Origin of the sequence: Enterobacter sp. 198, assembly GCF_009025585.1 — a bacterium.
Taxonomy (GTDB): domain Bacteria; phylum Pseudomonadota; class Gammaproteobacteria; order Enterobacterales; family Enterobacteriaceae; genus Enterobacter; species Enterobacter ludwigii.
In genome coordinates this window covers 62,823-82,265 of sequence record NZ_WCIM01000004.1, presented here as the reverse complement: position 1 = coordinate 82,265, position 19,443 = coordinate 62,823, and the positions used below count along the sequence as shown (strand labels likewise).

The 19,443-nt window shown below is 51.3% G+C and carries 27 protein-coding genes, 3 tRNA genes and 2 pseudogenes; all 32 read left to right on the top strand.

Annotated elements, in window-relative coordinates; translation table 11 throughout:
* The 32 genes and pseudogenes from F8561_RS00525 to F8561_RS00375 all read left to right on the top strand — a co-directional run bounded on the left by F8561_RS00525 (nucleotide 1) and on the right by F8561_RS00375 (nucleotide 19,408).
* Nucleotides 1–1,872, top strand: a complete 1,872-nt coding sequence (locus F8561_RS00525; protein WP_000186531.1) for an AAA family ATPase — start codon at nucleotides 1–3, stop codon at nucleotides 1,870–1,872.
* Nucleotide 1,873: 1 nt separating this feature from the next.
* Nucleotides 1,874–2,185: a hypothetical protein gene (locus F8561_RS00520; protein WP_001325077.1), complete on the top strand. Its 312-nt coding sequence runs from the start codon at nucleotides 1,874–1,876 to the stop codon at nucleotides 2,183–2,185.
* A complete protein-coding gene (locus F8561_RS00515) occupies nucleotides 2,182–2,997 on the top strand; it encodes an antitermination protein (protein ID WP_151887042.1) in 816 nt (271 codons plus the stop codon). The genes F8561_RS00520 and F8561_RS00515 overlap by 4 nt, the downstream gene beginning before the upstream one ends.
* Before the next feature lie 253 nt (nucleotides 2,998–3,250).
* Nucleotides 3,251–3,652 (top strand): type II toxin-antitoxin system PemK/MazF family toxin, encoded by a 402-nt coding sequence (locus tag F8561_RS00510; protein WP_078310424.1) that lies wholly within the window; start codon nucleotides 3,251–3,253, stop codon nucleotides 3,650–3,652.
* A gap of 281 nt (nucleotides 3,653–3,933) precedes the next feature.
* Nucleotides 3,934–4,010 (top strand) — tRNA-Ile (locus tag F8561_RS00505).
* A gap of 77 nt (nucleotides 4,011–4,087) precedes the next feature.
* Nucleotides 4,088–4,163 (top strand) — tRNA-Thr (locus F8561_RS00500).
* Nucleotides 4,164–4,166: 3 nt separating this feature from the next.
* A tRNA-Gly gene (locus F8561_RS00495) sits at nucleotides 4,167–4,241 on the top strand.
* 352 nt (nucleotides 4,242–4,593) lie between these two features.
* The gene (locus F8561_RS00490) at nucleotides 4,594–4,842 is read left to right on the top strand and encodes a class II holin family protein (protein WP_008499363.1); all 249 of its coding nucleotides are present in this window, start codon (nucleotides 4,594–4,596) and stop codon (nucleotides 4,840–4,842) included.
* A 1-nt stretch (nucleotide 4,843) separates the two neighbouring features.
* Entirely contained in the window at nucleotides 4,844–5,383 is a 540-nt protein-coding gene (locus tag F8561_RS00485) for a lysozyme (RefSeq protein ID WP_063858680.1), read from the top strand.
* Nucleotides 5,380–5,916: a hypothetical protein gene (locus F8561_RS00480; protein WP_063858679.1), complete on the top strand. Its 537-nt coding sequence runs from the start codon at nucleotides 5,380–5,382 to the stop codon at nucleotides 5,914–5,916. The genes F8561_RS00485 and F8561_RS00480 overlap by 4 nt, the downstream gene beginning before the upstream one ends.
* A gap of 197 nt (nucleotides 5,917–6,113) precedes the next feature.
* Nucleotides 6,114–6,278, top strand: a complete 165-nt coding sequence (locus F8561_RS24590; RefSeq protein ID WP_219916706.1) for a YnfU family zinc-binding protein — start codon at nucleotides 6,114–6,116, stop codon at nucleotides 6,276–6,278.
* A 555-nt stretch (nucleotides 6,279–6,833) separates the two neighbouring features.
* Nucleotides 6,834–7,037, top strand: a complete 204-nt coding sequence (locus F8561_RS00470; RefSeq protein ID WP_063858678.1) for a hypothetical protein — start codon at nucleotides 6,834–6,836, stop codon at nucleotides 7,035–7,037.
* Nucleotides 7,038–7,198: 161 nt separating this feature from the next.
* Entirely contained in the window at nucleotides 7,199–7,387 is a 189-nt protein-coding gene (locus F8561_RS00465) for a hypothetical protein (protein WP_226777969.1), read from the top strand.
* Between the two features lie 221 nt (nucleotides 7,388–7,608).
* Complete coding sequence (locus F8561_RS24150) at nucleotides 7,609–7,851, top strand: DUF1983 domain-containing protein (RefSeq protein ID WP_192938247.1); 243 nt, start codon at nucleotides 7,609–7,611, stop codon at nucleotides 7,849–7,851.
* Between the two features lie 11 nt (nucleotides 7,852–7,862).
* Nucleotides 7,863–9,320, top strand: coding sequence for a glycosyltransferase family 2 protein (locus F8561_RS00460; RefSeq protein ID WP_063858677.1), 1,458 nt, complete (start codon nucleotides 7,863–7,865; stop codon nucleotides 9,318–9,320).
* 59 nt (nucleotides 9,321–9,379) lie between these two features.
* Nucleotides 9,380–9,961 (top strand): HNH endonuclease signature motif containing protein, encoded by a 582-nt coding sequence (locus tag F8561_RS00455; RefSeq protein ID WP_158009100.1) that lies wholly within the window; start codon nucleotides 9,380–9,382, stop codon nucleotides 9,959–9,961.
* A pseudogene (locus F8561_RS00450) lies at nucleotides 9,955–10,510 on the top strand (hypothetical protein). The gene F8561_RS00455 and the pseudogene F8561_RS00450 overlap by 7 nt, the downstream one beginning before the upstream one ends.
* On the top strand, nucleotides 10,507–10,848 hold the full coding sequence (locus F8561_RS00445; protein ID WP_001031354.1) for an HNH endonuclease signature motif containing protein: 342 nt from the start codon (nucleotides 10,507–10,509) through the stop codon (nucleotides 10,846–10,848). The pseudogene F8561_RS00450 and the gene F8561_RS00445 overlap by 4 nt, the downstream one beginning before the upstream one ends.
* Nucleotides 10,848–11,084, top strand: coding sequence for a hypothetical protein (locus F8561_RS00440; RefSeq protein ID WP_045133820.1), 237 nt, complete (start codon nucleotides 10,848–10,850; stop codon nucleotides 11,082–11,084). The genes F8561_RS00445 and F8561_RS00440 overlap by 1 nt, the downstream gene beginning before the upstream one ends.
* 148 nt (nucleotides 11,085–11,232) lie before the next feature.
* On the top strand, nucleotides 11,233–11,718 hold the full coding sequence (locus F8561_RS00435) for a terminase (RefSeq protein WP_151887041.1): 486 nt from the start codon (nucleotides 11,233–11,235) through the stop codon (nucleotides 11,716–11,718).
* Nucleotides 11,719–11,724: 6 nt separating this feature from the next.
* Nucleotides 11,725–13,239 carry a terminase large subunit gene (locus F8561_RS00430; RefSeq protein WP_150344278.1) on the top strand — a complete coding sequence of 505 codons (1,515 nt, stop codon included), beginning with the start codon at nucleotides 11,725–11,727 and terminating at the stop codon, nucleotides 13,237–13,239.
* Nucleotides 13,239–14,513 (top strand): phage portal protein, encoded by a 1,275-nt coding sequence (locus tag F8561_RS00425; RefSeq protein WP_057992067.1) that lies wholly within the window; start codon nucleotides 13,239–13,241, stop codon nucleotides 14,511–14,513. Before F8561_RS00430 ends, F8561_RS00425 begins: the two co-directional genes overlap by 1 nt.
* Nucleotides 14,514–14,530: 17 nt before the next feature.
* Nucleotides 14,531–15,208, top strand: a complete 678-nt coding sequence (locus F8561_RS00420) for an HK97 family phage prohead protease (RefSeq protein WP_016063561.1) — start codon at nucleotides 14,531–14,533, stop codon at nucleotides 15,206–15,208.
* 2 nt (nucleotides 15,209–15,210) lie between these two features.
* Entirely contained in the window at nucleotides 15,211–16,368 is a 1,158-nt protein-coding gene (locus F8561_RS00415) for a phage major capsid protein (protein WP_150344277.1), read from the top strand.
* 33 nt (nucleotides 16,369–16,401) lie between these two features.
* Nucleotides 16,402–16,728: a head-tail connector protein gene (locus F8561_RS00410; protein ID WP_016063563.1), complete on the top strand. Its 327-nt coding sequence runs from the start codon at nucleotides 16,402–16,404 to the stop codon at nucleotides 16,726–16,728.
* Nucleotides 16,728–17,066, top strand: coding sequence for a phage head closure protein (locus tag F8561_RS00405; protein ID WP_062676582.1), 339 nt, complete (start codon nucleotides 16,728–16,730; stop codon nucleotides 17,064–17,066). The genes F8561_RS00410 and F8561_RS00405 overlap by 1 nt, the downstream gene beginning before the upstream one ends.
* A complete protein-coding gene (locus F8561_RS00400; RefSeq protein WP_151887040.1) occupies nucleotides 17,063–17,512 on the top strand; it encodes an HK97-gp10 family putative phage morphogenesis protein in 450 nt (149 codons plus the stop codon). The genes F8561_RS00405 and F8561_RS00400 overlap by 4 nt, the downstream gene beginning before the upstream one ends.
* A complete protein-coding gene (locus tag F8561_RS00395) occupies nucleotides 17,509–17,856 on the top strand; it encodes a DUF3168 domain-containing protein (protein ID WP_032665935.1) in 348 nt (115 codons plus the stop codon). The genes F8561_RS00400 and F8561_RS00395 overlap by 4 nt, the downstream gene beginning before the upstream one ends.
* Before the next feature lie 59 nt (nucleotides 17,857–17,915).
* A pseudogene (locus F8561_RS00390) lies at nucleotides 17,916–18,335 on the top strand (phage tail tube protein); the annotation flags it as partial.
* A gap of 32 nt (nucleotides 18,336–18,367) precedes the next feature.
* Nucleotides 18,368–18,751: a phage tail assembly chaperone gene (locus F8561_RS00385; RefSeq protein WP_058647340.1), complete on the top strand. Its 384-nt coding sequence runs from the start codon at nucleotides 18,368–18,370 to the stop codon at nucleotides 18,749–18,751.
* A gap of 8 nt (nucleotides 18,752–18,759) precedes the next feature.
* Nucleotides 18,760–19,038 carry a DUF4035 domain-containing protein gene (locus F8561_RS00380; protein WP_151887039.1) on the top strand — a complete coding sequence of 93 codons (279 nt, stop codon included), beginning with the start codon at nucleotides 18,760–18,762 and terminating at the stop codon, nucleotides 19,036–19,038.
* A gap of 43 nt (nucleotides 19,039–19,081) precedes the next feature.
* Nucleotides 19,082–19,408 carry a hypothetical protein gene (locus tag F8561_RS00375; protein WP_151887038.1) on the top strand — a complete coding sequence of 109 codons (327 nt, stop codon included), beginning with the start codon at nucleotides 19,082–19,084 and terminating at the stop codon, nucleotides 19,406–19,408.
* The last annotated feature ends 35 nt before the right edge of the window (nucleotides 19,409–19,443 follow it).

Genomic DNA, 19,443 nt, shown 5'->3' with positions numbered 1-19,443 from the left:
ATGACCCCTGCTGAGTTATCTGAAAAATTGTGGGACAACGCCGAAAGAGTTGCGAAATACCTGCTTCCACGAGGACACCTCGAGGGCAAGGAGTGGTGCGCTGGTAATACCAATGGTGATGCCGGTAAGAGCCTGAAAATTAATCTCGGTGGTAAGAAGACTTGGGCAGATTTTGCAAGCGGCGACAGCGGAGACCTGCTTGATCTTTGGGTGCTGGTGCGTAACTGCCAGCTGCACGACGCTATGCGGGAAGCGAAAGAGTTCCTTGGGCTGAAGGACGACGATAACCACTTCGAGGCGAAGAAAAAAACCTTCTCACGGCCAACCAAAAAAGGCGTTAAAAAGGCGAGCCATTGCTACGACTACCTCTCTTCCCGTGGCATCACCCGAGAGACAGCTGATCAATTCCGTGTTTCGGACGCAGTCGTCTGGTACCACGATGAAAACCGCGAAATTCCGGCAGTGGCGTTTCCGTATCTTCGCAACGGTGAGCTTTTGCAGGTAAAGCGAATCGGCACTGAACGACCAAATGGCAAAAAGTTGATCATGGCTGAAGCTGATTGCGAGCCATGTCTGTTTGGCTGGCAGGCTATGGACGCGAAAGCTCGCGCTGTTGTGCTTTGCGAAGGAGAGATTGACTGTATGACCTACTCGCAATTCGGTATCAGTGCTCTATCGGTACCGTTCGGCGGTGGAAAAGGGGCCAAACAGCAATGGATCGAATACGAGTATCACAACCTCGACCGATTCGAAGAAATTTGGTTAAGCCTCGATAACGATGATGTAGGGCGCGAAGCCGCAAAAGAAATTGCTCGTCGTCTAGGGGAGCATCGTTGCCGCCTGGTAGAGCTGCCGCACAAAGATATCAATGAATGCCTGACCTCCGGGATGAGCGAGGATGAAATCTGGCACTACTTGGGGACCGCTAAATTCTTTGACCCTGATGAACTCTGCTCTGCGGGTGATCTCCTTCAGGAAACACTGGATGCGTTCGAGCATCGAGACGTTGGATTATTTTCCAGCCCGTGGGATTCGCTGAACAGTAATTTCAAATTCCGCGCCGGCGAGCTGACGCTGGTTAACGGAGTAAACGGCCACGGAAAAACCGAGCTGGTGGGACATATCGCCGTCAATGCCATGAGCCAGGGAGTCCGGGTATGCATTGCCTCGCTGGAGCTTAAGCCTGGGAAAATGTTGGCTCGTCTTACCCGGCAAACCATTTGTAGAAAAAACCCAGAACGTACTGAAATCATCATGACTAACGAGTGGTTTTCTGATCGTCTTTGGGTGTTCAAACTCACCGGAACAGCCAAGGCCGATCGCCTGCTGGAAATATTTGCCTATGCCAGACGCCGCTATGGAATCGATCTTTTCGTTATCGACAACTTGGCAAAATGTGGACTCGATGAAGAGGACTACGGTGGACAAAAAGAATTTATCGATACCCTCTGCGACTTTAAAAACGAGCACAACTGCCATGTTCTGCTGGTAACGCATGCCAGAAAAACAAACGAAGCTGCACCAACAGGGAAAATGGATGTTAAAGGCACTGGCGCTTTAACTGACATGCCCGACAACGTTATGGCCGTCTGGCGTAATATCCCGCGCGAACTGGCGCAGCGCAAAGCTGAAAGAATGGGGTATGAGAGCCTTGATAAGGACGAACAGACTGCTATCCAAATGCCCGCTTCGATGATCCGCCTGTTGAAACAACGTGAAGGGGAAGGCTGGATCGGAGACATAGGGGCTAACTTTGATTCCCGCTCACACCAGTTTATCGAGGGTGATAAAGGGCCCTTCAATTACTTGGCCGGCAAACAGCAAAGTGAACTTGATATTGAGTGGGAAGCCACCAACGCAACGAGGTATTAAAATGGATCGCCTAATTAGAGAAATGTCGTATCTCTTTACCAAGCAGCGTTTTATGGAGCTTCAGGAAACGGCAAAAGACATCGCAATCGGTCATAGTGATTTTCCTGAGTGTTTCGGTCTTATTGCTGACGCCATCGCTGAATTTGTTGAAGACACTCCTGATGATGAGTGGCGAGAGCATGAAAAAATCCTTATGCACTACGTTGCTATGCGTGTTCTGACGCTGTGGGGTAACGGCGATAAAGTGACTGATGTCCAGTGGGCGCACCCTGGCTGGTTTGGCACTGCTGAAAAGGGGGAAACCATTCAATGAAGTTGGAAGCATCACTAAAACACTTTAGCCCTCAGGGTGTGCACATCAGCGACGACGTGAAGGGAACTTCTCTGGACCGCCTTACAGGAACAGATGTAATGGCGGCGATTGGCACCACCAGCAGCCGTGCGCGCTTCGGCCTGGCGGCGTTTTTCGGTAAAGCTGGAATCAGCAAAACGGATGAACAGATCGCAGTTCAGGCGCTGGCGAGATATGCGATGGATGTCGCACCGAAGAATGTTCGCAAAGCCGCTGGTGGGCATTTCGGATGGTGTATGCAGATGCTGGCACAATTTGCCTTTGCTGATTACTCCCGTTCGGCGGCTACAAGCGTGACGTGTCACAGCTGCAGTGGTACCGGACGAACAACCCGCGAGCAGATTACCCGCAAGGTTTCGTACCCCTGGGGTAAAGCACCATATTGGGCTAACCGCTCTCGTGCTGTTCGACCGTCTGACTGGGAGCGGTGGACGGAGATAACAGAGGTTGTACCGGCGGTCTGTGATGCTTGCGAAGGCAAGGGAACGATCAGCGCCCGGTGCAGGTGTGGCGGTAAAGGCGAAGTGTTGGACCGCAAAGCGACTAAAGACCGCGGCGCACCGGTTTTCAAAACGTGTGAACGTTGCTCTGGTAATGGCTTCTCTGCAATCTCCTCGGCGACGGTACACCGTGCCATTCTGAAGCGTCTCCCGGACCTCCATCAATCCTCATGGTCACGCAACTGGAAACCCTTCTATGAAATGCTGGTGGACACTCTGCGCCAGGGGGAGCGTCACGCGGCGGTAGAATTTGAGAAGGCAACAACTTATTAATATGATCGGAGCAAATAGCGACACTTTTTTGCACGTTAGTGTTGACTTTGCATAAAACTGTCCTGTATGCTTCTAATCGTGGAAGATACCGTCCAAACGTAACTAATCATTGAAACCCTGCCTCGGCGGGGTTTTTTATGGGCGCGTAATGCCGAAGATTTACGTGGGTTTTTTCCCTTTTTTTGATTAGCAATGCAACCATGGGTTTGTTGGGGTAAAATTTGCGGATTGTCATCACCAAGCGAATAAATTCATGGGATTAAAATTTCAACCTCAGGTTCGGTCTGTTTTAATGTGTGATTTTCGGGGGCTTGTGGTTCCTGAGATTGTGAAAATTCGTCCAGTTGTAGTTGTCGCAAGAAATCGATACAACAATCAGTTAGTAACCGTTGTACCAATAAGCACAACGGCGCCAGCTCTTGCAAGAGAATGCCACCATGAGCTTTCAGTGAATCCTATCCCCGGCAATGAACATATTACCTGCTGGGTTAAGTGCGACATGGTGATGACGGTAGCACTGACTCGATTGGATAGAATAAAGACCAGAACATGGGAAGGACGTAATTATGTGGTGCCTCAGATAACCACAGAAGAGTTTGAGCGCGTGAAGTGTGCAATCCTGCATGGCATGGGAATGTCTTACTTGATCAGATAGTGCTGCTTATAACTGTCAGCATCTGCCAATTGTTGACTTATGCTTAGTGTTAGCTAATACTGGCGATGTACCCTTATGGGACTTGTGAGACTTTCGAAAGAAAGCCAGGAGCGGCAAGATGGTGATGACAAGCCTGCTGCCCCTGTGTAAAAAGGCACCTTAATTGGTGCCTTTGTCATTTCTGAAGTACAGATATTATTTCAAGCGGATCTCGAGCACTTGAAACCACGAAAACCATTTGGTTTGCATGGTTAGTTTGACTTATGTATCATCTCGCTCCCGGCCCTTTAGCTCAGTTGGTTAGAGCGTGCGACTCATAATCGCCCGGTCGCTGGTTCAAGTCCAGCAAGGGCCACCAAACCGCCATTAGCTCATCGGGAAGAGCGGCAACTAAATGTTGTAGTACGAGGTTCGAGGCCCCGGTGGCGGACCAATGCCGACTTAGCTCAGTAGGTAGAGCAACTGACTTGTAATCAGTAGGTCACCAGTTCGATTCCGGTAGTCGGCACCATATGCGGTCATCGTATAATGGCTATTACCTCAGCCTTCCAAGCTGATGATGCGGGTTCGATTCCCGCTGCCCGCTCCAGTTAAAGCTTTTCGGTCTGCGATGATGGGTTCCCCGGAGTGACTGAAAAGCAACCCAGTTTTGAATGGGCGCTGCTTTTCGCAAAATTGCTGTGTGAAAATACTGACCTTTGGGTTCAGCGCTCATCCAAAAGCATCTCGTCAAAATCCAACTAACTGGGGTGGTTTGTTGGATGAGGTGCCTCAAATTCAAATAGCCTCGCTTCGGCGAGGTTTTCTTTTCTAAGGCTGCCATTTGGTGGCCTTTTCTTATTTCAGGCCCCGGGAACCATCATCGACATGCCTAATTGTTAAATCGTCCCGAGGGCCTGACCCCTTACACACAGCTCCCGCCATTACGCGAGGAGATAGAGATGATCCGATATATGCCTGACAAAATTGCATCCGCAGTCTCGTATTGCGTGTCCGGCAGTCTTATTTGTGGAGGCGGCATTTTGCAATGGTTGCACGACCTCGACTGGAACAAGGTTGCAGTGATTGGCGGTTTTCTTATCGGTATAGCCACATACCTGACCAACCTTTACTTCAAAAGACGCCAGACCAAGGCATACGAGAAGGCCCTTAAGAAGGGCTACATTACCGCGCCACCACAGGATAATTAACATGGCATCGACAAGAGCAAAACTCAGCGCAGCCATGCTATCCCTCATCGCCGCTGGCGCTTCAGCTCCTGTGCTGTTTGACCAGTTCATCAGCGAGAAAGAAGGCAATGCGCTGGTGGCCGTTGTTGACCCGGGTGGTGTCTGGTCTTTATGTCACGGTGTGACCGTCATCGATGGCAGGCGTGTTGTTAAAGGCATGACCGCCACAGAAGAACAATGCCGCAAGGTTAACGCTATTGAACGCGATAAGGCGTTAGCCTGGGTTGATCGCAATATCAAAGTACCTCTGAGTGAGCCTCAGAAGGTGGGCATCGCATCGTTTTGCCCATACAACATCGGCCCTGGTAAATGTTACCCCTCGACGTTCTACAAGCGCATCAATGCTGGTGACCGGAAAGGGGCCTGTGAATCTATCCGCTGGTGGATTAAAGACGGTGGGCGTGATTGCCGACTAACCAAAGGCCAGAAGAATGGCTGCTATGGGCAAGTCGAGCGGCGCGATCAGGAAAGTGCGCTGGCGTGCTGGGGGCTGGATCAATGAAAATTAATCCGGGTCTTTTCTGCGTTGTCGTTATTGCTGGCCTTTCGGTCGCTCTCGTTAAGAGTTGCTCAAACGCCAGTAGCCTTCAGAGCGATAACGACATTCTGCGAAGTGACAACACTTTGCAGGGGCAGGTGATCGCCACTCAGGCATTTAACTTCAATCGGTTCAATCAGGTTGCAGAGCATACCAACAGGCTTAACTCCCTGATCGACACCAGCACCGAAGAAACCGTAATCGAATACCGGGAGATTCTCCGCCGTGAAAAAACCTGTGATCTGCCTGTTCCTGCTGATGTCGCTGGTGGGCTGCTCGAATACGCGCACCGTTTACGTACCAGCGCCATGCACGCCTATACCGACAGATCTGACACAGCCGATGATCGTGCCGCTGCCACCAGTTCAATGACATACTGCCAGGCTGTTTTGTGGATTAAGCCGCTACTGGCCGTAATTGAGAAGGCCAACAATAACCTGGCTGGCATACGGCAAATTGAGCAAGAGCGTCCGCGAGCCTTAAACAAAGCGTGGTAGGCGAACTGCCAAAAGCAGAACTAAAGTTCGCAATAGTGGGATTTAATTAAATTTTCAACGTATTGATTTGTAATGCGAATATTTTTCTTCGACGAGAAGTATATGGGCTAAGTTATTAAGTGCTTTAATGAAGGTTATTTAGATTAAAAAGTAACCAATCGTGGTATGATAAACCTCATTCTTAGAGGGGGTAAATTATGTCATTCTTCGATTATGCACTTAGACGGGTTGAAGCGGCGACCAAAACAACAGTGACTTGTCCGATATGCGGACATAACTCTAAACATCCGACAACAAAGGTACGTCAGGAACAGTCCTTACTCTGTCCTCGATGTAAATCACTGTTTGTCATCCATCGATAACATTCTGAACTGCTGAATCTATCCGCTTCCTGGCGTTTTTTGTTGCCATCCCCATAGAGACTGATTCTGATGGCAATAGCCGAAAGGTAATGCAGCAGTTTTGAGGCTGCCCCAAGTCGCATAATTGCGAGCAGGTTTAGCAGACAGTTGTGAGAGTTAATTAGGGACATGCTCCGGTAAGGCAGCAAGAACGCCAAACGTGCAACGGTCAGATGCGGAGATGAAGTGACAGTTACTCAGTGGCATGAGCGTGGCCACTCGTGGAGTAATTGCAGACACCTCCGAAAACAAGTCGTGGTCAAAGTACACACTTGGCGGCCAGTTGCAGATGGTTATCCCGAGCCCAGCAGCATTTGAACAGTTCGATCAGGGCAAAGCATACTTCATCGATATATATCCAACTGAACAAGCCATTACAAAGCTCACCTGTTGGTGGGTTTGATAATGGTTATCGCTATAAACGGAGCGATAAGTTCCGGTAATTCATGTAATAAAGCTTTACTAAACAGTCTTCGGAATTATCCTAATAGCTCTTTAATAAAAGGAGTTAGGTTAATGAAAATTCTCTGGGCTATTTGTGTTGTTTTTGGGGTTATTGGTTTTGTTCAAGGTATTATTGAGGTTTTCGGCGCTGTCAGCGCGCCTCAACAAGCAGCAGGAGCCGCCATGGGAGTTGCCTGGGCGGTTATTCCTTACTGCATTGTCCGGGCCATTCAGCAGATGCGGCCGCAGGAAGTGGTGATTAAAAAAGAAGATTGATTGCCATTATCCATCCCAAAACTAGCCTCGCGTAAGCGGGGCTTTTTAATGTGCATCGCACGTGCGCATCGAAGAACGTCTTTCAGCTGTGAGCCTGGGCAAACCGTTAACTTTCGGCGGCTTTGCCGTGCGACAGGCTCACGCCTAAAAGGAAATAAATCATGGGTCAGAAAATCATTACGTTGTCCGGCGCTGCGACGGATGTTCTTTATGCGCTGTTTTTTCGTGGTGCGTTACTGGTGGAGATCTGCCATCTAAATCTGGCGCAGCTGAGCTTCGAGAACTGGGGTTTGCTGAAAGTCGCCATACCGCTACAAAATATCATGAGAAAAACTTCTTCACGTTCCTGACTGCTGAAGGGCAGGAGTTTGCCATTAAGCATCTGGCAAATACTCGCTTTGGTGTTCCCGCTGGTGGTTATATCGGCTGCCCTATAGATGAGCCAAGAGACGGCATCAATAGCTACTGCCCAATTGAAGACTTTAAATGGGGCTGGTTTGTCGATAAATCAGGGCAAGCCTACATCCATAAGGCGCTGATCGGTGATGGCGTATTGTCTACGGGTTATAACGTGAAATTGAACGTGAACGTCACCGACAAGGGTAAGCAGCACGAAGCTGGCATGGCACTCGATGTTGACGATGGTAAAAGCCGCGTGAAGATTTTGGCTGAAAAGTTGGCGGTTGCCGCCAATCACCAAAACGCGTTAGAGACCGCCTTACAGCAGTCCATCAAAAAGGTTGTGGACGAAATTATTCAACAAGCTATGCAGCCAGGCGGTGCGATCTGGACTTCCTTACGGCGTGGAATCTGACGGGAGGTTTTATGCAGGTCACTATTGATGGTGTCCCATACGCTCCCGCCAGCGTCGTTTCATCCCGGATCGGCATTGCCATTTCGACACATCAGCGCGCAGACGTTTTAAAACGTTCACTCGAACAGCATCTGAGGCACCTGCCAGCCGGCGCGCTGGTGGTGGTTGTAGATGATGGTTCGAAACCTGCCGCAGTAGTGCCTAACGGCGTGCAGCTGCTTCGCCATGAAACATCACTCGGCATTGTTGCATCGAAGAACGCCAGTTTAACCGCGCTGATGGACGCCGGGTGTGAGCATCTCTTCCTGTGGGACGATGACGCCTGGCCCATCGCTGATAACTGGCACTTGCCTTACATCGAATCACCCGAGCCGCACCTGGCTTATCAGTTTCTCGATCTTGCAGGGACGAATAAGCTGAAGGATATGGCGGTCCTGTATCGGGATGATAAGCACATAGCTTACACCGGTCAGCGCGGCGTGATGCTGTATTACCACCGCAGCGCTATCGAGAAGGTTGGCGGTTTCGATCGGGTATACGGTCGCGGCATGTACGAGCATCCCGATCTGGCGCTGCGCATTCACAACGCCGGGTTATCGACCTGGGCGTTCGCTGATGTGGTCGGCTCTGAAAAGCTGATTCACTCCATGGATGAGCATGAAGAGGGGACGCGCTCTATTCCCCGGCCTGACCGTGAAGCACTGGTGAAACGAAACGTCGGAATATTCAACGGCCGGCGGGATAGTGGTTATGCCGGATTCGCTTCATACAGTACCAATCCGAATCTGGTGATTACGACGCTGCTTACGAGTCAGCCAGACCCACAGCGCGGCGGAAAAATGAAGCCTGACCCGCGGGCTCTTCAGGTTTGGGCGGACTCAATATCCGGCGCGTTGCCGATTGTCCTGGCTGACGAATTAAAAGAGTCGCCAACTGGTGCCGATCTGGTTGAAGTCCCGCTGGTGGACATGAGCCCTTACTTTGCTCGCTGGCTTCACATCTATCAATTTCTACGTTCACATCCTGAGTACCACCTTGTCTGGTGTACGGACGGTACTGACGTCGAAATGTTGCGAGAGCCCTGGGCAGAAATGGTGCCGGGTAAAATTTACGTTGGCTCAGAGCATAAGACGTATGCCGACGAATGGATGAAGGCTAATCACCACGGCAAAGCGTATAGCGATTTCATCGAGCAGCATCGTGATGAACCACTGCTGAATGCTGGGCTGCTTGGTGGCAGCCGTGAAGACGTAATGGAGTTTGCTCACCGGATCATCCGACAGCATTACCTGATTGAAAGCCACCGATTCTGGAAGATGGAAGTAGCTCCCGCCACGCTGGTGGATATGGGTGCTTTCGGTATGGCTGCAAAGTCGTTTGGTGATCGGATTGTTACCGGCCCGCGTATCCACACGATATTTAAGTCTGATGGTGTCGGTAGAGAGTTTGCGTGGTTTCGCCATAAATAGTTTGAAAAATAAATCAAGGTCGCTTCGGCGGCCTTTTTTATTGGTTGCGAGATATGCACATGGCTAAAAAATGTTACGTGAATGACTGCGATAATGGTTCTGAAAAAAGAGGGATGTGCGGAAAGCACTATTTCAGATGGCGGAAATACGGTGATCCATTGGTTGTGCGGAACACCGTTTATAGCTCGCCACAGGAAGCAATTAAGGCCAGAACAAAGGTTGAAGGCGAATGCCAGGTATGGACCGGAGCAAAGTTAAAAACAGGTTACGGCAGCATACGAACTGGTGGTAAGGCATTACGTGTGCATCGCTTTGTTTGGGAATCAGTGAACGGTCCTGTTCCTGATGGTATGGATGTCGATCATATTTGTCGCAACAGGCTCTGTTGCAATATCAATCACCTCAGGTTGGCCAGCAGAAGCGAGAACAATCAGAACCTCGGCGGCGCTAAGAAAAATAGTAAAACTGGAGTGCTCGGGGTTACTTATCTGAATCGCGGAAACAGGCGCTGGCTCGCGCAAGTTAAGCTCAATGGCAAGTTTGTTCTAAAGAAAACATTCATGTCACTTGAAGAAGCCAGGGACGCAGCTGTTGCCGCCAGACTTGAGCATTTCACACACAATGAGGCTGACAGATGTTGATCGCTATCGTGGCTCACCATTCCCGCCGCACCATGGCTGAAGAGTTAGCGAGTAAGCTTGAGGCTGAAATTGTCTTCATGGATGAGCATAGCGCTGGTGCAAATTCAAACCATCTTCGCGCTCTTCGTTGGGCCGCTGAGCAATCAGACAGAGTGATTATCATCGAAGAGGATGCATTACCCGTTGAAGGTTTTCGTGATAAGGCTCAGGACTGGCTGGCTCGTTTCCCTGACGACATGCTGAGCTTTTATCTCGGTACCGGCCGACCGCCGCAGTATCAGAAAGAGATAGCCGGAATGCTGGTGGATGCGGATCGTGTCTGCAGTGACCACATTGTATTAAGCAAGCTGATTCACGGCGTATGTTATAGCCCACCTCAGCGCATGGAATAAAACGCTGGCAGCTGATTACGCCGTCGGTGAGGCATTCGGTGGCCGGGTGATTTACCCGTGTTACTCGCTGGTGGATCACGCCGACATGCCGACGGTTGAGCGTCACCCTGACAACGAGCCGAGGACGGAACGCCGCCGCGCATGGAGACTGGCATGAACAAAGAGCCCCGCGTATATGGCAGCCGATGGGATAAAGCCCGTCTGCGTTTCCTGCAGCAGCACCCACTATGTGTGATGTGCGAGCAGCAGGGGCGCATAACCCCAGCAACGGTGGTTGACCATATCGAGCCCCACAAACTCAAAGATGCGCTTAAGTCAGGTAACCCGCTGGCCATATCGAAAGCACAGCTCCTGTTCTGGAGTAAAGAAAACTGGCAGCCACTGTGCAAAGCGCATCATGACTCAACGAAACAGAGAATGGAGAAGAGCGGCGCGGTAATAGGCTGTGATGCCAACGGCTACCCGCTCGATCCTGCGTCTCACTGGAGCACGTAATGAAAGACCTCATCATTGAATATCGAGACGGTAAGTTTGTTCAGCTGGCGATTGATGGCGTGGAGATGAAGCACGTAACGTCTATACAGTTCTCCCACACCGTAGGCGAGAACGTACCGACACTGACCGTCTCAGGGCATGTGTGGTCAGAGTACGGGAAAGGCGATCAGAAACTAGAACAGGTTGATAAACAGACGTCCTGGCATGATGAAGTGAAGCGGATAATGAATGAGTGAAATCATTTCAAATGCAATGAAATCAAATGAGAACGAATCGCATCAGGGCATGGGGGGATCAAATCTTCAAAACCTTTGCCCCAAATGACCGCCGCCAAAGTTTGATTTTAACGCTAACCCGATTTTTTTAGTTTTAAGGTGTTGACATATGGCAGATAAACGAACCCGTTCCGACAGTTCGGCGGCAGCGGTTCAGGCCATGAAAAATGCAGCAGTGGACACCATCTATCCTCCGTCCCATGCAGGTTTGGAAAAAAAAGCCGAACCATTCTGGCATGACAATATCAGATCGAAAGCTCTGGACAGCTGGACGCCAGCCGACCTTCTGGCCGCTGTAGAACTGGCAAATAACCAGCTCTATATAACGGTTTTACGTAAGGATTTACGCAAAGAAGAGCGAACACGCGGAGAGGGCCGAGACGAAGGGCTTATCAAAGACCTCCGCAAGCAAATTGTTGAGCTGCAGCGAACTATTCTGGCTCAGCGCCGTGACCTCCAGATCCATTCCCACGCAACCAACGGCGAAAGCCGCGACCAGAAGAAACGCAATCAGAATGATCGTGATGCACGAAATACCAAAACCGAGCATCAGGACCAGGACGACAACCTGATCGCCTTTCCCAAGCACGGATAAAAGACTATGACGCGAGGTGAGCGTGTAATAGCGTTCATTGAGCGCTTTTGCATCGTGCCGGAAGGCAAGCTTATCGGCCAGCCTATGCGGTTGGACCCCTTTCAGAAAGATTTCATCCTGGCGGTTTACGACAATCCAGCCGGAACGGATATGGCGATCCTCAGCATCGCCCGAAAAAACGGTAAAACAGGCTTAATTGCTGGAATCCTCCTGGCTCACCTGGTGGGGCCTGAAGCGGTCCAGAACACGCAGATTGTCAGCGGTGCACTTAGCCGGGAACAGGCGGCCATCGTTTTTAACCTCGCGGTGAAGATGGTCAACCTGAACCCTAAGCTGCAGGAGATTGTGCACATTACGCCAAGCGGCAAAAAGCTGATCGGCCTGCCGTGTAACGTCGAATACAAGGCTTTATCCGCAGAAGGAAAGACGACGCACGGCCTTTCCCCCATTCTGGCCATTCTCGATGAAACCGGGCAGGTTAGGGGGCCGCAGGATGATTTTATCGATGCAATAACTACCGCGCAGGGGGCGCATGAAAACCCGCTGCTGATTGTTATCAGTACGCAGGCAGCAAACGATGCTGACCTGCTGAGCATCTGGATTGATGATGCGGTCAAATCGAAAGACCCGCACATCGTGTGCCACGTTTATGAAGCGCCAAAAGACGCTGATATCAGTAAACGCGAGTCCTGGCTGGCCGCGAACCCGGCGCTGGGCACATTCAGGTCAGAAAAAGACATGGCGCGCCAGGCTGAGAAAGCTGGCCGAATGCCAAGCTTCGAAAACACCTTCCGAAACCTCAACCTCAATCAGCGCGTTTCTACCGTATCGCCGTTTATTTCCCGCAGCGTGTGGGAGCTTTGCGGAGAGATGCCGATTAACACCCCGAGGAAGTGGTACGCGGGGCTGGATCTGTCAGCCAGGAATGACTTAACGGCGCTGGTTATCGCTGGTGAAGCAGAGGATGGTGTTTGGGATGTTTTCCCTTTCTTCTGGACACCGCAAAAGACTCTTGAAGAGCGAACCAAAACGGACCGCGCACCCTATGACGTTTGGGTGAGAGAGGGGCTGCTGCGCACCACGCCAGGCGCTTCGGTGGATTACTCATTCGTCGTTGCGGATATCGCTGAAATTATCGGTGATTTCGACCTTACCTCGATGGCTTTTGACCGCTGGCGCATTGACCAGTTCAGGAAGGATGCCGATGCCATTGGGCTGAACCTCCCGCTGGTCGAGTTCGGACAGGGCTTTAAGGATATGGGGCCAGCTGTAGACACGCTGGAGTCTCTGATGCTTAACGGGCGTGTGAGGCATGGCATGCACCCCGTATTAACGATGTGTGCTGTGAATGCGGTGGTGGTGAAAGATGCTGCTGGTAACCGCAAGCTCGATAAATCCAAAGCAACGGGCCGTATTGATGGCATGGTCGCAATGACAATGTCCGTTGGTGCTGCTAATGGGGAAGTTACCGAACAGGGTGGTGACTTCGACGACTTCATTTTCCGACCGCTGAGCATGTGATGGAAGAACCTAAATACACGATTGACCTGCGAACCAATAACGGCTGGTGGGCAAGGCTGCAGTCCTGGTTTGTCGGCGGGCGTTTAGTCACCCCAAATCAGGGCTCACAAACGGGGCCCGTTTCGGCCCACGGACACCTGGGCGATTCATCCATTAACGATGAACGGATACTGCAAATTTCGACGGTGTGGCGCTGCGTGAGCCTGATTTCAACGCTCACCTCATGCCTCCCGCTTGACGTTTTTGAAACCGACCAGAATGACAACCGTAAAAAAGTGGATTTGAGCAATCCGCTGGCGAGACTGCTGCGCTACTCGCCGAATCAGTACATGACCGCTCAGGAATTCAGGGAGGCCATGACGATGCAGCTCTGTTTCTTCGGTAACGCGTATGCCCTGATTGACCGCAACAGCGCGGGTGACGTGATCAGCCTTCTCCCGCTTCAGTCAGCCAGTATGGATGTGAAACTTGTCGGAAAAAAAGTGGTTTATCGCTATCAGCGCGACAGCGAATACGCCGACTTTTCGCAGAGAGAGATTTTTCACCTTAAAGGCTTCGGCTTTACTGGGCTTGTCGGCCTGTCACCCATCGCTTTTGCCTGTAAATCGGCAGGCGTGGCGGTGGCGATGGAGGATCAGCAGCGAGATTTCTTTGCCAATGGCGCCAAATCGCCTCAACTGCTCATGACCGGTGACAAAGTTCTCACAGAGCCGCAGAGAAACCAGATTGAAGAAAACTTTAAAGAGATCGCCGGCGGCCCGGTAAAAAAACGCCTCTGGATTCTGGAAGCGGGGTTTACCACTTCACCAATTGGCGTAACGCCACAGGACGCCGAAATGATGGCGTCCCGGAAATTTCAGGTAAGTGAACTGGCGAGATTCTTTGGCGTACCGCCTCACCTTGTCGGCGACGTCGAGAAATCAACGAGCTGGGGATCGGGCATCGAGCAGCAGAATCTCGGCTTCCTGCAGTACACACTGCAGCCTTATATCTCCCGGTGGGAAAACAGCATTCAGCGGTGGCTTATTCCTGCTAAGGATGTTGGCCGCATTCATGCTGAGCACAATCTCGACGGCCTGCTGAGGGGCGATTCGGCATCCCGCGCAGCCTTTATGAAGGCAATGGGAGAGGCAGGATTACGCACCATCAATGAGATGCGCCGAACGGACAACCTCCCGCCATTGCCGGGTGGCGATGTGGCAATGCGCCAGTCGCAATATGTGCCGATCACCGATTTAGGAACCAACAAAGAGCCCCGTAATGACGGGGCTTAATTTTTATGGGGGCCGTAATGCCTGAGATCGTAAAAACGCTGTCGTTTGACGAGACAGAAATCAAATTCACCGGTGACGGGAAACAGGGGATTTTTGAAGGCTACGCCTCTGTGTTTAATAACACCGATTCTGATGGCGACATCATTCTTCCCGGGGCATTTAAAAACGCACTGGCGAACCAGACCCGCAAAGTGGCGATGTTTTTCAACCACAAGACGTGGGAGCTGCCGGTTGGCAAATGGGACAGCCTGGCTGAAGACGAAAAAGGCTTGTATGTGCGCGGTCAACTTACGCCAGGGCACAGCGGCGCCGCCGACCTGAAAGCGGCAATGCAGCACGGCACGGTTGAGGGTATGTCGGTTGGCTTTTCCGTTGCTAAAGACGATTACACCATCATTCCCACAGGCCGGATTTTTAAGAATATCCAGGCTCTGCGCGAAATCAGCGTCTGCACTTTCCCCGCCAACGAACAGGCTGGCATCGCAGCCATGAAAAGTGTCGATGGCATTGAAACGATCCGTGATGTGGAGAACTGGCTGAGGGATTCAGTCGGCCTCACCAAATCACAGGCAGTTGGGCTAATAGCCCGGTTTAAGTCAGCGATTCGGAGCGAGTCCGAGGGCGACGGAAACGAAGCACAAATCAACGCTCTGCTTCAGAGCATCAAATCTTTCCCTTCTAATTTAGGTAATTAATTATGTCTGAACTCGCTCTCATTCAAAAAGCTATCGAAGAATCCCAGCAGAAAATGTCTCAACTTTTCGATGCGCAGAAAGCAGAAATCGAAAGCACTGGCCAGGTTTCTAAACAGCTGCAGTCCGACCTTGCGAAAGTACAGGAAGAGCTGACCACATCCGGTACCCGCCTCTTCGATCTTGAACAAAAACTGGCATCCGGCGCTGATAATCCGGGTGAGAAGAAATCCTTCTCTGAACGAGCTGCTGAAGAGCTCATTAAGTCATGGGACGGTAAACAGGGCACCTTCGATGCGAAGACGTTCAATAAGTCTCTCGGCAGTGATGCAGACTCTGCAGGCTCGCTGATCCAGCCAATGCAGATCCCCGGCATCATCATGCCAGGACTGCGCCGTCTGACCATTCGTGACCTGCTGGCGCAGGGCCGCATCTCCAGCAACGCTCTGGAATACGTCCGTGAAGAGGTGTTTACCAATAACGCCGACGTGGTGGCTGAGAAAGCGCTGAAACCCGAATCGGATATCACCTTCAGTAAGCAAACCGCGAACGTGAAGACGATCGCCCACTGGGTGCAGGCATCGCGTCAGGTTATGGACGATGCGCCAATGCTGCAGTCATACGTCAACAACCGCCTCATGTACGGCCTGGCGCTGAAGGAGGAAGGCCAGCTGCTGAACGGCGACGGCACCGGGGATAACATCGAAGGGTTGAACAAAGTGGCCACCGCTTACGACACCTCGCTGAATGCCACCGGCGACACCCGCGCTGACATTATCGCTCACGCTATTTATCAGGTGACAGAGTCTGAGTTTAGCGCTTCCGGTATCGTCCTGAACCCGCGCGACTGGCACAACATCGCGCTGCTGAAAGACAATGAAGGTCGCTATATCTTCGGTGGTCCTCAGGCGTTTACCAGCAACATCATGTGGGGTTTGCCAGTGGTTCCGACTAAGGCGCAGGCCGCCGGCACCTTTACTGTGGGCGGTTTCGATATGGCCTCTCAGGTCTGGGATCGCATGGATGCCACCGTGGAAGTCAGCCGTGAAGACCGCGATAACTTCGTGAAAAACATGCTGACCATCCTGTGCGAAGAACGCCTGGCGCTGGCGCACTATCGCCCGACGGCAATCATCAAGGGCAGTTTCTCTTCTGGCTCATGATGGAGGGGGCGGGGTGACCCGCCCTTTTAACTTATGGCGATAGATGTTCTGGATGTAATTGGCCTCCGTCTGTTTAAACAGCAGATTGAGTTTGAGGAAGACGACAGGGACGAGCTGATCACGCTGTACGCCCAGGCCGCTTTTGATTACTGCATACGCTGGTGCGATGAACCGGCATGGAAGGTTGCTGCTGATATTCCTGCAGCCGTTAAGGGAGCTGTACTCCTCGTCTTTGCTGACATGTTTGAACACCGGACCGCGCAAAGCGAAGTACAGCTTTATGAAAACGCTGCAGCTGAACGCATGATGTTTATTCATCGCAACTGGCGCGGTAAATCTGAACCAGAGGAGGGCTCCTGATGGAACCTGGACGATTCAGGCACAGGGTAAAGATTCTCACCTTTACAACTTCGCGTGATCCTTCTGGTCAGCCGGTGGAGTCCTGGACTGGCGGTAACCCCCTTCCGGCGGAGGTAAAGGGGATTAATGGTAGAGAGCAAATGTCAGGTGGCGCTGAAACGGCACAGGCAACCATTCGCGTCTGGATGCGCTTCAAGTCAGATGTTAACGCCTCTTCACGTCTTGAAGTGCTGAGCGGCCCCTACAAAGGGCAGGTGCTTAATATCATCGGTCCCCCTATAGCAAACGCGACAGGCACCCGCCTGGAAATCCTATGTAAAACGGGGGCCGAAAAATGATTGAAACGAGTCTCGATTTTTCCGGGCTGAATGACATCGCAAAGGATCTGGAGGCGCTTAGCCGCGCTGAAAACAACAAGGTTCTGCGTGATGCTACGCGCGCTGGTGCCGAAGTACTTAAGGAAGAAGTGATCGCCCGCGCTCCGGTGCGTACCGGGAAACTGAAAAAAAACGTGGTGGTGGTGACCCAAAAAAGCCGACGCCGCGGGGAAATTTCTTCCGGTGTCCACATTCGTGGTGTTAACCCGCGCACCGGGAACAGCGATAACACGATGAAGGCGAATAACCCGAGAAACGCCTTTTACTGGCGCTTTGTGGAGCTTGGCACCGCGAACATGCCTGCACATCCTTTTGTGCGACCCGCTTACGATACGCGCGAGGAAGAGGCCGCCAGCGTCGCCATTGCCAGGATGAGTCAGGCTATTGATGAGGTATTGAGCAAGTGAATGAAGATAATATCTACGCCTTGCTTTCTCCCCTGGCAGAAGGACGGGTATATCCCTATGTTGCGCCATTAGGTAGTGACGGGAAACCGTCGGTCACTCCACCATGGATTATCTTTTCCATCGTCGATGATGTTTCCGCTGACGTGATGTGTGGCCAGGCAGAGAGCAGGGTTTCCGTTCAGGTCGATGTGTATGCCACAACGATCACTGAATCACGATCTCTGAGAGATTTGGCGCTTGCTTCGCTTAAGTCGTTAAACCCTACAGAGGTGGTAAAAATCCCCGGATACGAGCCATATTATCGGCTCTACCGTGCCACCCTGGATTTTAAAGTTACCCCCTGACAATTAATTCACCCAACGAACCCGCCTGATGGCGGGTTTTCTTTTTCCAGGAGACAGCTATGTCTGCACTTTATGAAAAATCGCAGCTGACGAAGATCCTTATTTCCTCCCTGCCAGCCACCAAAGAAACGATGGATTCCGCAACCTTCCTCGATCTGAGTTGCACCATCAAAGAAATTCAGTTCACCGGTGGTCAGAAGCAGGATATCGACGTAACAACGCTTTGCTCGACCGAGCAGGAGAACATTAACGGCCTGCCTTCTCCGTCAGAAATCTCTCTGTCCGGAAACTTCTACAAGAATCCGGCGCAGGACGCCTTGCGTGATGCGTATGACAACGATACGACCTACGCTTTCCAGGTTATCTTCCCGTCCGGCAAGGGCTTTAAGTTCCTGGCTGAAATCCGCCAGCACACCTGGTCTTCAGGTACCAACGGCGTAGTGGCGGCAACGTTCTCCCTGCGTCTGAAAGGTAAGCCTGAAAATATCGAGTCTGGCTCCTGAGAGGTCGCATGAAGAATATTAAAAATCTCGCCCTGGCTAAGATGTCGGGTTTCCGTCATAAGACGGTCGCCGTTCCTGAGTGGGAAGGCGTCAAAGTGGTTCTGCGTGAGCCGTCTGGTGAAGCCTGGCTGCGCTGGCAGGAAGTGGTGAAAGCGGGTGATGATGACGAAAATGTGTCGGTATCGGAAAAGGCGCACCGCAATCTTTGTGCTGACGTGGTGCTCTTCATTGACGTCCTGTGTGACACCGATAAGCAACCGGTATTCAGCGTAGATGAAGAAGAGCAGGTGCGTGAAATCTACGGCCCCGTACACTCACGCCTGCTCAAACAGGCGCTTGACCTGATTAACAACGCGGACGAAGCGCGGGAAAAGTCTCAACCCCCGGCGTAAAGTTTCTGATGTCGCTTGCGCTCCGCATGGGGCGCACGCTCTCAGAACTACGGCAGAACATGACGGCAAGCGAGCTTCTGATGTGGATTGAGTACGACAGGCAAAGTCCGGTTGGCGATATTCGCGGTGACATTCAGGCCGCCCAGCTCGTCTCTGCCATCTACGGATCACAGGGGGCAAAAGTACCGCTGGACGATGCGATCCTGCGCTGGGGTGGTGATGAGCAATCAGCACCGAAGGACCCGTTTGCAGGGCTTGAGGAGGCGCTGAGTGTTGCAGCTGGATGATTAATGCTGTATACCCGCCATTATAAAATTGATGGAGGGATAAATGAGAAATATTTTGGCAGTTATCACAGCAATAGTAGTTTTAATAAGTTTTATCTTTGCATTGCGTCAACCAATTGCATTAGTGTTTTTGTTTGCTTCCTGTGCAATTCCAATCGTTTATGTGGCGAAGCGCAATAAAACCTTAGCAAAAATACTTATCATTATAGGGTGTATGGTTTCACTCTTATTTGTTAATTCATTGGTGCCGATATTTGGTGAAAGATATCAATTCTACAAGAAAAGTAGAGATGATCACGACAGGCTTATCCAGGAAAGGTATCAGGAATTAAATAGAGAATCAGCTAGAGAATATCACCGAAATCATTAAGCAAAATATGCTAGCCCGCGACAGCGGGTTTTTTT